The organism is Pseudomonas sp. TH43, assembly GCF_016650635.1.
Lineage (GTDB): Bacteria > Pseudomonadota > Gammaproteobacteria > Pseudomonadales > Pseudomonadaceae > Aquipseudomonas.
On sequence record NZ_JAEKFI010000003.1, the window covers coordinates 568,369 to 582,574 of the forward strand.

At 60.3% G+C, this 14,206-nt stretch carries 12 protein-coding genes; 6 read left to right on the top strand and 6 right to left on the bottom strand.

All coding sequences use genetic code 11. The annotated features are described in order from the left end of the window. Positions 1–6 precede the first annotated feature (6 nt). Positions 7–1,461 carry a TrkH family potassium uptake protein gene (locus tag JFT81_RS12140; RefSeq protein ID WP_201227492.1) on the top strand — a complete coding sequence of 485 codons (1,455 nt, stop codon included), beginning with the start codon at positions 7–9 and terminating at the stop codon, positions 1,459–1,461. On the opposite strand, the gene JFT81_RS12145 is transcribed toward JFT81_RS12140, so the two are convergent. Next, a complete protein-coding gene (locus JFT81_RS12145; protein WP_201227493.1) occupies positions 1,418–2,479 on the bottom strand; it encodes an AraC family transcriptional regulator in 1,062 nt (353 codons plus the stop codon). The genes JFT81_RS12140 and JFT81_RS12145 overlap by 44 nt on opposite strands. A 164-nt stretch (positions 2,480–2,643) precedes the next feature. On the opposite strand from JFT81_RS12145, the gene JFT81_RS12150 reads away from it, so the two are divergent. Continuing rightward, positions 2,644–2,955, top strand: coding sequence for a DUF962 domain-containing protein (locus tag JFT81_RS12150; RefSeq protein ID WP_201148330.1), 312 nt, complete (start codon positions 2,644–2,646; stop codon positions 2,953–2,955). Between the two features lie 26 nt (positions 2,956–2,981). Continuing rightward, on the top strand, positions 2,982–3,572 hold the full coding sequence (locus tag JFT81_RS12155; RefSeq protein ID WP_201227494.1) for an HD domain-containing protein: 591 nt from the start codon (positions 2,982–2,984) through the stop codon (positions 3,570–3,572). A 320-nt stretch (positions 3,573–3,892) separates the two neighbouring features. Here the strand turns inward: JFT81_RS12155 and JFT81_RS12160 are convergent, their stop codons facing one another. Continuing rightward, complete coding sequence (locus JFT81_RS12160; RefSeq protein ID WP_201148332.1) at positions 3,893–4,708, bottom strand: UDP-2,3-diacylglucosamine diphosphatase; 816 nt, start codon at positions 4,706–4,708, stop codon at positions 3,893–3,895. Positions 4,709–4,841: 133 nt separating this feature from the next. On the opposite strand from JFT81_RS12160, the gene JFT81_RS12165 reads away from it, so the two are divergent. After that, positions 4,842–5,606: an AraC family transcriptional regulator gene (locus JFT81_RS12165; RefSeq protein WP_201227495.1), complete on the top strand. Its 765-nt coding sequence runs from the start codon at positions 4,842–4,844 to the stop codon at positions 5,604–5,606. Between the two features lie 140 nt (positions 5,607–5,746). Beyond that, positions 5,747–6,640, top strand: a complete 894-nt coding sequence (locus tag JFT81_RS12170) for a DMT family transporter (protein WP_201227496.1) — start codon at positions 5,747–5,749, stop codon at positions 6,638–6,640. Here JFT81_RS12170 and JFT81_RS12175 read toward each other — a convergent pair. Then, positions 6,634–6,921 (bottom strand): SelT/SelW/SelH family protein, encoded by a 288-nt coding sequence (locus JFT81_RS12175; RefSeq protein ID WP_201227497.1) that lies wholly within the window; start codon positions 6,919–6,921, stop codon positions 6,634–6,636. The genes JFT81_RS12170 and JFT81_RS12175 overlap by 7 nt on opposite strands. Positions 6,922–6,992: 71 nt before the next feature. Between JFT81_RS12175 and JFT81_RS12180 the strand changes: the two genes are divergently transcribed. Further along, positions 6,993–9,194, top strand: a complete 2,202-nt coding sequence (locus JFT81_RS12180) for a patatin-like phospholipase family protein (protein ID WP_201227498.1) — start codon at positions 6,993–6,995, stop codon at positions 9,192–9,194. A gap of 172 nt (positions 9,195–9,366) precedes the next feature. Here JFT81_RS12180 and JFT81_RS12185 read toward each other — a convergent pair whose 3' ends face one another. From JFT81_RS12185 to recQ, 3 genes are all read right to left on the bottom strand, one after another. Further along, positions 9,367–11,148 carry a FimV/HubP family polar landmark protein gene (locus JFT81_RS12185; protein WP_201227499.1) on the bottom strand — a complete coding sequence of 594 codons (1,782 nt, stop codon included), beginning with the start codon at positions 11,146–11,148 and terminating at the stop codon, positions 9,367–9,369. A 127-nt stretch (positions 11,149–11,275) separates the two neighbouring features. Further along, the gene (locus JFT81_RS12190) at positions 11,276–11,710 is read right to left on the bottom strand and encodes a MarR family transcriptional regulator (RefSeq protein WP_201148334.1); all 435 of its coding nucleotides are present in this window, start codon (positions 11,708–11,710) and stop codon (positions 11,276–11,278) included. Between the two features lie 132 nt (positions 11,711–11,842). Continuing rightward, the gene (recQ, locus tag JFT81_RS12195) at positions 11,843–13,972 is read right to left on the bottom strand and encodes a DNA helicase RecQ (protein ID WP_201227500.1); all 2,130 of its coding nucleotides are present in this window, start codon (positions 13,970–13,972) and stop codon (positions 11,843–11,845) included. Positions 13,973–14,206 lie beyond the last annotated feature (234 nt).

Consider the following 14,206-nt stretch of genomic DNA (forward strand, 5'->3'; position numbering starts at 1 on the left):
GACTTCATGGCGTTGCCGACCTTACGGATCATTGGTTTCATCATCGGCATCTTCCTGATCACCTTGGCTGTCGCCATGGTCGTGCCCATGGCTACGCTGGTGATTTTCGAGCGCACCAGCGACCTGCCGTCGTTCCTCTGGGCAAGCATGATCACCTTCGTCGCCGGCCTCGCGCTGGTGATTCCGGGCCGGCCGGAACACATTCATCTGCGCCCGCGCGACATGTACTTGCTGACCGTCAGCAGTTGGCTGGTGGTGTGCATTTTTGCGGCGTTACCGTTTTTGCTGACCCAGCACATCAGCTACACCGACTCGTTTTTTGAAAGCATGTCCGGCATCACTGCCACCGGCTCGACCGTACTCAGCGGCCTCGACACCATGTCCCCCGGCATCCTGATGTGGCGTTCGCTGTTGCACTGGCTAGGCGGCATCGGTTTTATCGGCATGGCAGTAGCGATTCTGCCGCTACTGCGCATCGGTGGCATGCGCCTGTTCCAGACTGAATCTTCCGACCGATCGGAAAAGGTCATGCCGCGCTCGCACATGGTGGCGCGCCTGATCGTGGCGGCGTACGTCGGCATCACCATTGTCGGCAGCCTGGCGTTCTGGTGGGCCGGGATGAGCCCGTTCGATGCAATCAACCACGCGATGTCGGCGATTTCCACCGGCGGGTTCTCGACCTCCGACCAGTCGCTGGCCAAGTGGACGCAACCGGCGGTGCACTGGGTTGCGGTGGTGATCATGATTCTCGGCAGCCTGCCGTTCACCTTGTACGTGGCGACGATGCGCGGCAACCGCAAAGCGTTGCTCAGGGACCAGCAGGTGCAGGGTTTGCTCGGCATGTTGCTGGTGACCTGGCTGGTGCTCGGCACCTGGTACTGGTGGACGACCAACCTGCACTGGCTCGACGCACTGCGTCATGTCGCACTGAACGTGACGTCGGTGGTCACCACCACCGGTTTTGCCCTCGGTGACTACAGCCTGTGGGGCAACTTCTCGCTGATGCTGTTTTTCTATCTGGGGTTTGTCGGCGGCTGTTCCGGCTCGACGGCGGGCGGGATCAAGATTTTCCGTTTCCAGGTTGCCTACATCCTGCTCAAGGCCAACCTTAACCAGCTGATTCATCCGCGTGCAGTGATCAAGCAGAAGTACAACGGTCACCGTCTCGACGAAGAAATCGTCCGTTCGATTCTGACCTTTTCGTTCTTCTTCGCCATCACCATCTGCGTGATCGCGCTGCTCCTGTCTTTGCTTGGTGTCGACTGGATGACCGCACTGACCGGCGCCGCCAGTACCGTGTCGGGCGTCGGCCCCGGTCTGGGTGAAACGATTGGCCCGGCGGGCAACTTTGCGACCCTGCCGGATGCGGCGAAGTGGATCCTGTCATTCGGCATGCTGCTTGGCCGACTGGAGATCATTACGGTGTTTGTGCTGTGTATTCCGGCCTTTTGGCGTCATTGATCGCGTTCGGCGCCTGCAACAACCGCGTCCGGTAATCGCCGGGCGTGGTGTCGAACCAGCGGCGGAAGGCGCGGAAGAAGTTGCTCGGATCGGCAAAACCCAACAGATAAGCGATCTCCAGCAGCGTCATGCTCGGCTGCGCCAGATATTGCTCGGCCAGTTCGCGGCGGGTGTCATCGAGCAACTGCTGAAAACTCGTGCCCTCCTCCTGCAACCGCCGCTGCAAGGTGCGCTGCGACAGGTGCAGCGTCTGCGCCACGGTATCGCGCTTCGGTTCGCCCTGCGGCAGTAAGCGGCAGAGCACTTGCCGCGCCTTGTGGGTCACGCGGCTTTCTGAAAAGCGTGCCAGATATTCCCCGGCAAAGCGGTCGTGCAGCAGCGCCATCGCCTCGTTGGCGGTGGGCAGTGGCGCCTCCATGTCGGCACGTTCGAAGATCAACGCGTCGTACGGCGCGTTGAACATCAGCGGCGCGTGAAAGGCTTGTTTATAGGGTTCCAGGTCATCCGGTTCAGCGCCCTGCACCAGCACTTTCACCGGGTGCAACGTGCGCCCGGTCAGCCATCCGCACAGGCCCAGCGCGCAGGCCAGCGAAGCCTCGGCACTTTGCCGGGTCGGCGGCAGGTGATCGCCGTGCACCGTCAGAATCAGTGCGTAACCTTCTTCGAGCAGACGAAAACTCAGGTCGGCACTTTCGGCGATGATCCGCTGATAACGCACCAATCGCTGAAAGCCTTCGGCGAGGGTATTACTCGACATCAAGGCATAGCCGGCGACATGAAACGAGGCCGGGCGCACGACTTTGCCCATGTTCAGGCCAATCGCCGGATTACCGGACAGTTCAACTGCCCGTTGCCACAGACGCGTCATGGAATCTTGCGGGAAGCGCGCATCCGGATCATCCAGGGCGGAGTAATCGAGCCCCAGTTGTTTGAACAGAACCCGGCAATCCAGGCCGTCCATCTCCAATGCTTTGACAATCCCCATCGCCCAGCTAGCAGAAGTCGTTCGTTCACTCATGGCATTTTTCTTTTACATGAGGGGCCGCATGTTACGGCCTGATTTGCGAAGGATACTAAAGTGGCGCCGATTGTCACTGGCCCACGCCAATGATCACTCTAGACTCAAATAAGCTACCCGCAGAACAACTCGTCGCCAGAACAATAACCACAGAGATCGCGGTCGTGGAAAACATCAAGCAATTCAACAGTTTCGCCGAGTTCTATCCGTATTACCTCAGCGAACACAACAACAGCACCTGCCGTCGCCTGCATTTCATCGGCACGACGCTGGTTATCTTCATTCTTGCCATGACCATCGCCAAGGGCGCCTGGCTGCTGTTATGGGCCTTGCCGCTGGCCGGTTACAGCTTTGCCTGGATCGGGCATTTCTTCTTTGAAAAGAACCGCCCGGCAACGTTTCAGCATCCGCTGTACAGCCTGCTCGGCGATTTCGTCATGTACCGCGACATGATTCTCGGGCGCGTGGCGTTCTGAACAACAAGAATTGATGAGGATGGCCGATGAACGCCAATGCCCGCTTCACCCATATGCAGGACGGTACGCAAGAGGACTGGGCGATCATCGCCGCCGACTTCAGCGCCTACGCCAAACAGTTGCCCTCGCGGATCATGGCCCACCTGAAATTGCTCGAAGGCGATTTCGGCGGATTTCCGGTGGACCGCCTCACCCACTCCCTGCAAACCGCGACCCGCGCATGGCGCGACGGACGCGACGAGGAATACGTGGTCTGCGCGCTCTTGCATGACATTGGCGACACCTTGGGCTCCTATAACCACCCGGACATTGCCGCGGCGATTCTCAAGCCGTTCGTCAGCGCCGAAAATCTGTGGATGGTCGAGAAACACGGGGTGTTTCAGGGTTACTACTTTTTCCATCACCTCGGCATGGATCGGCACCTGCGCGAGCAGTTCAAGGAACATCCACAGTTTCAGGCAACCGCCGAGTTTTGCGCCAAGTACGATGCGGCGGCGTTTGATCCGGCGTATGAGACCCTCCCGTTGAGTTTTTTTGAGCCGATGATGGAAAGGCTGTTTGCCTATCCGAAGAACTCGATCTACAAGGCTGCAATGGAAGAACACACCACAGCCTGAGAACACCACAAACCAAATGTGGGAGCGAGCCTGCTCGCGAATGCGTAGTGTCAGGCGACACTGCTTTGCCTGATGTAACGCTTTCGCGAGCAGGCTCGCTCCCACAGGGGATTTGTGTCGTTCAGGCGAGTTCGGCGACTTTGCCCATCCGAAGAACTCGATCTACAAGGCTGCGATGGAAGAACACTCCACAGCCTGAGAACACCACAAACCAAATGTGGGAGCGAGCCTGCTCGCGAATGCGTAGTGTCAGGCGACACTGCTTCGCCTGATGTAACGCTTTCGCGAGCAGGCTCGCTCCCACAGGGGATTTGTGTCGTTCAGGCGAGTTCGGCGACTTTGGCGGCCTTTAGCTCGGCCTCGCGCGCCTGTGCATCCGCTAGCCGATACAGCTCGATCGTGCCATCCCAGTGTTCGATCAGCGCCGTGCACGACTCCACCCAATCGCCGCAATTGAGGTAGTCCACCTCGCCGACCTTGCGGATCTCCGCATGGTGAATGTGCCCGCACACCACGCCGTGCAGCTCGCGCTTCACGCATTCATGGGCGATGGCTTCTTCAAAATCGCTGATGAAACTCACCGCCGTCTTCACCTTGTGCTTCAGGTACGCCGACAACGACCAGTAACCGTAGCCATAACGGGCGCGCCAATGGTTGAGCCAGCGATTGAGTGTCAGGGTGAATTCGTAGGCCGAGTCGCCTAGAAACGCCAGCCAGCGGTGATAACGGGTGATCACATCAAACTGATCGCCGTGAATCACCAGCAGGTGGCGGCCGTCCGCCGTGACATGCACCGCTTCATCGACCAACTGAATGTTGCCCAGAATCAGCTTCGAGTAACGGCGCAGGAATTCATCGTGATTGCCGGTGACGTAAATCACTTCGGTGCCGCGCTTGCTCATGGTCAGCAAGCGGCGGATCACGTTGGTGTGCGCCTGCGGCCAGTACATGCCGCCGCGCAGCTTCCAGCCATCGATGATGTCGCCGACCAGGTAGATCTTGTCGGCGTGATAGCCCTTGAGAAACGTCGACAAATGTTCAGCCTGGCAATCGCGCGTGCCAAGGTGCACGTCGGAGATCCACAGGGTTCGCACCCGTTGTTTACGGCTGGGTTTGGCGAGCTCGGCGCTGGTCATGGGCAACCCTCTGGGATGTTTTCGCCAGCGTGCGCCCGCTCGGTTAATCGACCATGACAGGCGCGAGTCAGTCCTGTGACAGCGCACTCGCGGCACGCCGGTGTAGACTGTCGACCTGCCCGGAGACCTGCTCATGCGCCCGATCCTCACTTTGCGTCAGTACACTCACGACCTGATCGTCCACAGCCACGAGCACGCCCAATTGGTGTTCGGGCTGTCCGGCGCGCTGGATTTCGAGGTCGAGGGCTGTGGCAGTCAGGTGCGTCAGCAGAGTTTTGTGGTTATTCCTTCGGGCGCGCATCATGCGTGCGGCAGTCCCGATGGCAGCCGCTGTCTGGTGATGGATATTCCCGACGGACAATGGCTGGTTGACTCGCTGGGCGATCATGCCGACGCCAGCCGCCGTTTGCTTGATTCGCCTGCGCGCTTGTCGCTGGATTCGGGGCAGAGTCAGTTGGTCAGTTGGCTGGCGAACAGCCCAGTCAGCGATCCGTTGATCGCACAGCAAGGCGCGGTGCTGCTGTTGGCCAGCCTTAATCATGCGCAACCAGCCGAGCTCGCCGCCCGTCGTTTGCCCTATGCGGCGTTGGACGCACACATTGAGCAAAACGCCGCTTATCCGCTACAGGTTGCCGATCTGGCGCGGGTCGCCGGGCTCTCAAGCGCGCGCCTGCATGCACGCTTCATGGCCGAATGCGGGCAGACGCCGATGGATTACATCCGCAGCCGGCGGCTGCATCTGGCCGTGCAAATGCTCCGCGACACGGTTTTGCCGATGGGCGAAATTGCCAGCCGCGTCGGTTACAGCTCGCAGAGTGCCTTTTCAGCGGCGGTTCTGCGTGAGTTCGGCGCATCACCCGGCCAGATTCGGCGCGATTCCTGCGACAAACGACGATAGTCCGCCGACAGACTTACTGACCTCTACACGCTTAAATGTAGGAGCTGCCGCAGGCTGCGATCTTTTGATCTTGTTTGTTTCGAAGCAAGATCAAAAGATCGCAGCCTGCGGCAGCTCCTATATTTGAGAGAAGGATTGCAATGACTCCGCGTACCGCCCTCGGCGCCCTGCACATTGGTGCTTTGATGTTTGGCCTGACCGGTGTGTTCGGCAAACTCGCTGCGGCGTCGCCCGCCGTGATCGTGTTCGGGCGCGCGGCTTTCGCCGTGCTTGCCCTGGCATTCTTCGCCCGTTTCGCCAGCCAGAGCGGCTGGCAGAAACTTCAGGCCGTGGACTGGCGACGACTCATCCTCAGTGGTGTGTTGTTGGCCGGGCACTGGGTGAGCTTTTTCATTTCGGTGAAAGTCGCCGGCGTTGCCATCGCCACCCTGGGGTTTGCCAGTTTCCCGGCGTTCACGGTGATTCTCGAAGGGCTGATCTTCCGCGAGCGCATCCGCGCCAACGAAATCCTCCTGGTGGTGTTGGTCAGTGTTGGCTTGGTGCTGGTGACGCCCACCTTCGATCTGGCCAGCGGCTCGACCGTCGGCCTGCTCTGGGCGGTGTTGTCCGGGTTGCTGTTTTCCCTGTTGTCATTGACCAACCGCGCCAGTTCCGGGCGCATTCCGGCGGTGCAGGCGGCATTGTGCCAAAACGTCGTGGTGGCGTTGTGTCTGCTACCGGTCGCGGCGCCGCAATTGAGCGAGGTGCGCGCACTGGACTGGCTGTGGATCGCCCTGCTCGGCGTGTTCTGCACCGGCGTCGCCCACAGCCTTTTCGTGGCCAGCCTGGCGGTGATCAAAGCGCGCACCGCCGCTGTGGTGTTCGCCATGGAGCCGGTTTACGGCATCACCATTGCCTGGCTGCTGTTCGATGAAAACCCGACACCGAAGATGCTCATCGGCGGTGCGCTGATCATCGTCGCCATCGTGGTGTCGGCGCGGATGTCAGGCCATGCTGACAAGAAAGCCGTCGCCGCCGACGCCGCCTCTCACTGAGTGCGGTCGTTGTGGCCGAGGTCGCGCTCAGGATCGATCTGATCGCGCACCCGCTGCTTGAGCACCTTGGCCTCCGGAAAACCACCGTCGGCCTTGCGTTCCCAGATCTGCACGCCGTCGCAAGTAATGTGAAACACCCCGCCGGTGCCGGGCACCAATGAGACTTTGCCAAGATCATCGCCGAAGGTGCTGAGCAGTTCCTGCGCCAGCCACGCGGCGCGCAGCAGCCACTGGCATTGCGTGCAATAAGTGATGACAACTTCCGCTTTGGCGACAGTCATGTTCGTTGAAACTCCTGAGACAGAGGGCGCCGCTATAATAGCCGGCTTTATCGCTTGCCCCGAGACTCACAATGCGCCGTCTGCTGTTCTGCCTGCTGCTTGGTTTCCTTCCATTTCTTGTTCACGCCAGCGTTCCGGCCAGTGAGGCAACGCGGCCGAAAGTCGGTCTGGTGTTGTCCGGCGGTGCTGCACGCGGGCTGGCGCACATCGGCGTACTCAAGGCGCTGGAAGAACAAGGCATCAAGATCGACGCAATTGCCGGCACCAGCATGGGCGCAGTGATTGGCGGGCTGTATGCGTCGGGGTACAAGATCGATGAGTTGGAAAAACTCGCGCTGAACATCGACTGGCAGCAGGCGCTGTCCGATGCGCCGCCGCGTGAAGACGTGCCGTTCCGGCGCAAGCAGGATGACCGCGACTTTCTGGTGAAACAGAAACTGAGCTTTCGCGACGACGGCAGTCTCGGCCTGCCGCTGGGGGTAATTCAAGGTCAGAACCTCGCGCTGCTGCTGGAAAGCCTGCTGGCCCACACCAGCGACACCCGCGATTTCGACAAACTGCCGATCCCGTTCCGTGCCGTCGCCACCGACATCGCCAATGGCGAAAAAGTGGTGTTCCGCAAAGGCCACCTGCCCCAGGTTATCCGCGCCAGCATGTCGATCCCGGCGGTGTTCGCCCCGGTCGAACTCGACGGACGGCTACTGGTGGACGGCGGCATGACCGACAACATCCCCCTCGATGTCGCGCGGGAAATGGGCGTCGACGTGGCCATCGTCGTCGACATCGGTACGCCGCTGCGCAATCGCAAGCAATTGACCACCGTCGTCGATGTGCTGAACCAGTCGATTACTCTGATGACTCGGCGTAACTCAGAGGAGCAACTGGCAGCGCTTAAACCCACCGATGTGTTAGTCCAGCCGGCGCTGGCAGCGTACGGCGTCACCGATTTCGGCAAGGCTCAGGAGATGATCGACGCTGGTTACCGTGCCACCAGAATCCTCGACGCACGCCTTGCCATGCTCAAACCCAAAGAGTCCCAGGACGCCGAGCTCAATGCCGCCCGCTCGCCGGGCCAGCGCACGCCAATCATCACCGCGATCCGCATCGAGAACGACTCGAAAGTCGATGACGATGTGATCCGCTACTACATCCGTCAGCACATCGGCGAGCCACTGGATCTGGGACGCTTGCACTCGGACATGGGCACCTTGTACGGCCTCGACTACTTCGAGCAGGTGCAATACCGCGTGGTTCACAAGGGCCAGGATCACACGCTGGTGATCAGCGCTCGCGGCAAGCGCAGCGGCACCGATTACCTGCGGGTCGGTCTGAACCTGTCGGACGACATGCGCGGCGACAGCGCCTTCAACCTCGGCGCCAGTTACCGCATCAACGGGATCAACCGCCTCGGCGCGGAATGGCTGACCCGCGCGCAGATTGGCGACAAACAGGAGCTGTACACCGAGTTCTATCAGCCGCTGGACGTCGGTTCGCGCTACTTTGTTGCGCCGTATGCCTCGTTCGAAGCGCAAAACGTCGATTCGGTGCTCGATAACGATCCGATCGCGCAGTACCGCGTGGAGCGCTATGGTTTCGGTCTTAACCTGGGTCGGCAAATCGGCAACAACGGCGAAGTGCGTTTCGGTGTCGGCGAGGCATGGGGCAAGGCTGATGTGCGCATTGGCGACCAGGATCTGCCGAGCGAGAGTTTCACCGAAGGCTTCTACTCCTTGAAGTACTCGTACGACTCACTGGACAACGTTTACTTCCCTCATGAAGGCAAGGACATCAGCCTGACACTGATGCAGTTCGAACCGGGCCTGGGTTCAGACACGCGCTACCGGCAGTGGGAGTTCAAGCTCGATAAAGCGATGAGCCATGGGCCTGACACGCTGATTCTCGGGGGGCGTTACGGCCGCACGCTGGACAATGCCAATGTGGTGACGTCGAGCTTTTTGCTAGGCGGCGCGCGGCAGCTGTCGGGCTTCCGTGAAGATGCGATTTCCGGGCAGAACGTCAGTCTGATGCGCGCCGTGTATTTCCGTCGTTTGACGCCTCGCTCGTACCTGCCGCTGGACTTCCCGCTGTATGCCGGCGCCTCGCTGGAACGCGGCCGGGCCTGGAACAACGACAATGAGTTCGACAGTGGCTACATCAATGCGGCGAGCGTGTTTATCGGCTTCGATACGCCGTTGGGGCCATTGAATTTCAGTTACGGGCTGAATGATGCGGATGAGCAGGCCGTGTACCTCAACCTCGGCCAAACCTTCTGACCCACGGTAGGAGCTGTCGCAGGCTGCGATCTTTTGACTGTGTTTTTGAAGATCAAAAAATCACAGCCTGCGGCAGCTTCCACAGGTGATTTGTGAACACAATTCAAATGTCGGAGCGAGCCTGCTCGCGATAGTGTCGACATGTTCACCCCATCAACGGCAGGCAAAAAAATCAGCGAATCCCTGCCAGCAATGTCCGCGCCGTTTGTTTGAGCGGCTCATCGCCTTCCTTGAGCAGCTCATTGAGCAAGGCAATCGCACTGTCGATGTCACCGTCATCGATGCACGTCTGTGCCTGTTCGAGCTTGCCAGCAGCGGCCTCATCGACAGGATCGGCCAGTTGCAGATCCAGCGGCTCCAACGCCAGCGACGACGGCGGATCAGCGAACTCATTGAGAAAGTCATCGTCCAGCGGTTGCGCATCGGGCTCGGGAATCCATTCCAGCTCGGCTTCTTCACTGGCCGCCACCTGAGGCAGTTCGAAGTCCTGCGGCAGCACTTGCAGGCTTGCACCGAGACCCGACGCGGGTGCCGATGGCTCAATGGCTGCTGTTCGGCTGTCGTCCAGATCCCAACTGGAGTCCATCGACAGCTCACCCAGATTCAATTCGAAATCATCCTTGACCGGCCCAGGTTCAGTGTCGGCTGCGACGAGGGGCACGACACTGGCGACCACTGGCGCAGCAGCCGCCAGCGGTGCAGCATTCAGCAGTTTCGGATAACGCTCGCGGATGGCATGCAATTGCTGCTCATCGACGCCCTGCTGCCGCAGCTGACTTTCCTGCTGCTCGTACGCCGCGCTATCGCCCTGGCGCCCGAGCACTTCCAGCAATTGCACACCGAGGTCGATGCGTTCCGGCTCTTTGTGCAAGGCTTCGCGCAGCAAACCGACAGCCTCCCCCAAACGCCCGTAGGCCAGATAAATCCCCACCGCTTCCAGCACATCGCCCGCCGCCGGCTCTTCGCGATGCTCGGCTGTGGCGTGTGTTCCAACCGCAGGGCTGCTGTCAGCTTGATCAACCTCAGGCTGATTGTCTGACGGCAGCACTGCCAGCGGCGCTTCACCATGTGTTTGTTGACGACGGCGCAGGATCCATCCACCCACCAGCGCGCCGAGCAATAGCAACAATCCGCCGAGCAACCAGCCGTTCGGCGCGTCGTCAGCCGATTCAGCTGGCGCAACAACCGGCGCCGGAGTCGGCGTCACCACAGCCGGCGGCGGCGTCTTTTGCAGCTCGACCAGGCGCGTTTGCAGTTCGCTCATCTGCTTTTTGCCGTCAGCGATCAGCGCCTGTTGCTCCTGCAGTTTGGCATTCAACTCATCAATGGTTTTTTGCTGTTGCTGGTTCTGCAGCACGCTGGCGGCCAGTTGCTCGGCGAGCGCATCGTTGGCGGGTGCCGCGAGCGGTGGTTGCGTCGGGACTGTTGCGCGCTTGCCCTGCGCTGCCTGGGGAGGCGCCGTGGCAGGTTCGACGGTGGGAAATGCGGAAGATTGCGGGCGCGGATCCGGCTCATCGGTAGCCGGCACGATAGAGGATGAGCCCGGTGGATCGATCAGCACGGTGTACTCACGCAGCACCCGGCCGTTGGGCTGACTGAGTTGCACGAGAAAATTCAGAAAGGGTTCATTGACCGGTTTGCTCGACGTCACCCGGATCATCTGACGATTACCATGCAGAATCGGCGCGAACTTGAGGTCGTTGAGGAAAAACACCCGTTCGACGCCGGCCTGACCGAACTCGTCCGCCGTGGCCAGGCTCACCGAGATATCGTTTTGCGTCAGCGCACCGACATCCACTAAAGCGATGTCAGCCTTGAGCGGCTGATTGAGGGCTGAATGGACGGTGATGTCACCCAGCCCCAACGCCATCGACCCGGTCGAATAGCTGAATACGCCAGCGATCAGCAACCTTTTGGCGCCACCGCGCAGTACCACGTGCCAACTTGCGAGCATGAGCATCCCTTAAATAAGCAAAACCGACTTCTATGCGTTCGCACATCCGGTACGAACACGATATTGCCCAGTAGTTCTTATAGTCTGCTCAGCGCGATCTCTCAAAAAAACGGCACGGGGTTGTGCCTCAAGATTTTTCCAGATTAGCCAGAATGTGCCCGTGAACACGCATGCACACCTTCAAATCCGCCTCGTCGACGCCGTCGAATAATTCGTGACGCAGTTGCGTGGCAATGGTTTCGATCTGTTCGATCAGCGGCAAGGCCGGAGCGCAGAGGACGATTTTTTTCGCCCGACGGTCTTCCATCACGGACTGGCGTTGCACCAGCCCCTGGCTTTCCAGACTATCGAGCAAGCGTGCGAGGGTCGGGCCTTCAACGCCGACGCTTTGCGCCAGCTCGCGTTGAGTCGGCGCGTCTTCGAAACGCGCCAGATGCAGCAGCACCAGCCAGCGCGCCTGTGACAGGCCGAGGCCGGCGAGCCGGCGGTCCAGTTCGGCACGCCAGCCACGTGACATCTGGGCCAGTTGCATGCCAAAGCGGTGTTGATCGGTTAACGGCATAAAACACTCACGGTTAGACTGAAAATAAAGAATTTCTAATTATTAGCCAGCTAAGCATGAGCTGCAGTTATAGGCAAGAGTGGCTCTGTACTGAATCGTTACAACTGTATGGGGCTTGGCGCATACGTCGCCTCACATTTCAAATTCCGATTGCAACGCAGCCCGCACGCAATAAAGCACGCCTTCCGGAACCCGCCCGGCAAACAGCTCGGCAATTTCGGCGACCGACGGCAACTCGCCTTCGCCATCGAGGAACGCGTCCTGCACTTCGCCCATCAGTTCTTCAGGCAAGTCCAGCGCTTGCTCCAGCGACAACTGCTGCTTGCCAATCGCTTCGGCGAGCATGGTGTAAACGTTCTTTTCCGAGCACTGCAACTGACCGGCGATCTGCAACGGCGTCATGCCGGCGCGGGCCAGAGTGATCAGTTCGTGGCGAACATCGGCGACTGCTTTCGGCGCCTCGACTGCGCCGCCCAACACTTCGAGGAAGGCCTCGCCATAACGTTCCAGCTTGCGTGCACCGACGCCGCTGACCGTGGCCATTTCCGCCAGCGAGGTCGGCTGGCTGCGGAGCATTTCGAGCAGCGTCGAATCGGGGAAGATGACGTACGGCGGCACACCGTGTTCCTCGGCGAGTTTGCGTCGCAACGCACGCAGCGCTTCCCACTGTTCGCGTTCTTCGCCACGCACCAGTTGGCTGGCCGGGCTCTTGCTGTTGGTCTTGGCGGCAACTTGCGGTTTCAGATCGCGGCGCAGCTCCAGGCTCACTTCGCCCTTGAGCAGCGGCCGGCAACTGTCGTTCAGGCGCAGACCGCCATAACCCTCGTGATCGACATCCGCCAGCCCGCGCGCCACCAATTGGCGAAACAGCGAGCGCCACTCGCTCTCGCTCAACGCCTTGCCAACGCCCCACACCGACAGGTGCTGATGGCCGAAACTGCGGATTTTCTCGTTGTCCTTGCCCAGCAGCACATCGACCAGGTGACCGACGCCATAACGCTGGCCAGTACGGAAAATCGCCGACAACGCCTGACGTGCAGGCTCGGTGGCGTCCCAGGTCTGCACGCCATCGACGCAGTTGTCGCAATGGCCGCACGGCTCGGGCATGTCTTCGTCGAAGTACGCCAGCAGGGTCTGGCGACGGCAGCGGGTCTCTTCGCACAGCGAGAGCATGGCGTCGAGCTTGTGCTGCTCCAGACGCTTGTGCCGCTCGTCGCCTTCGGAGTTTTGCAGCATCTGCTTGAGCATCACCACGTCTTGCAGACCGTAGGCCATCCACGCATCGGCCGGCAGACCGTCACGGCCACCGCGACCGGTTTCCTGGTAATACGCTTCAAGGGATTTCGGCAGATCGAGGTGCGCGACGAAGCGTACGTTGGGCTTGTCGATGCCCATGCCGAACGCCACGGTGGCGACCATGATCAGACCTTCCTCGTTGAGGAAGCGCTTCTGGTTGAAGGCGCGCAGATCGTTGGGCAAACCGGCGTGATACGGCAGCGCCGGGAAGCCTTGCTCGCTCAAGAATGTCGCGACTTCTTCGACTTTCTTGCGCGACAGGCAATAAACGATGCCTGCATCGCTACGGCGCTCGGCAAGGAACGCCAGCAACTGCTTGCGCGGCTGCTCCTTGGGCACGATGCGGTAAAAGATGTTCGGACGGTCGAAGCTCGACAGGAAGCGCTCGGCGTTCTGCAGATGCAGGCGGGTGACGATTTCTTCGCGGGTACGCTTGTCGGCGGTCGCGGTCAGGGCGATGCGCGGCACGTCCGGAAACAGCTCGGCCAATTGGCCCAGTTGCAGGTATTCCGGACGGAAGTCGTGGCCCCATTGCGATACGCAATGCGCTTCGTCGATGGCGAACAAGGCGATGTTCAAGCCTTGCAGGAACGACAGCATGCGCGGCTGCACCAAGCGCTCGGGCGCCAGGTACAGCATCTTTACTTCACCGCGCTTGATCCGCGTGGCGAGGTCGCGCTGCTGCTCGGCGCTCAACGTCGAGTTCAACGCAGCGGCGGCCACCCCCAGCTCTTCGAGCGTGGCGACCTGGTCGTCCATCAACGCGATCAACGGCGACACCACCACCGCCAGGCCTTCGCGCAGCAGTGCCGGCACCTGGAAGCACAGGGACTTGCCGCCACCGGTAGGCATCAGCACCAGCGCATCACCGCCACTGGCCACGCGCTCAATGATTGCACCCTGACGGCCACGGAAACTGTCGTAGCCGAAGATGTCCTTGAGGACGCGTTGAGCCTGTTCGAGCATAAAAACTCCAAAAATCACAAAAACATCCCTGCAAGGCTGGTTCATGACGGGCAAAGCTGCACCGCAGAATCGTAAGAACGCATTGCATGACAGCCGCAATACGGGCAGGGAGCGCAAAGCGCGGCAGTATACCCGAGCCCTCCCCTGCACAGGGCGCCGCTTATACCTTCAAATCAAGTCATGCCCGGTAGGAGCTGCCGCAGGCTGCGATCTTCTGATCTGGATCTTTATGTT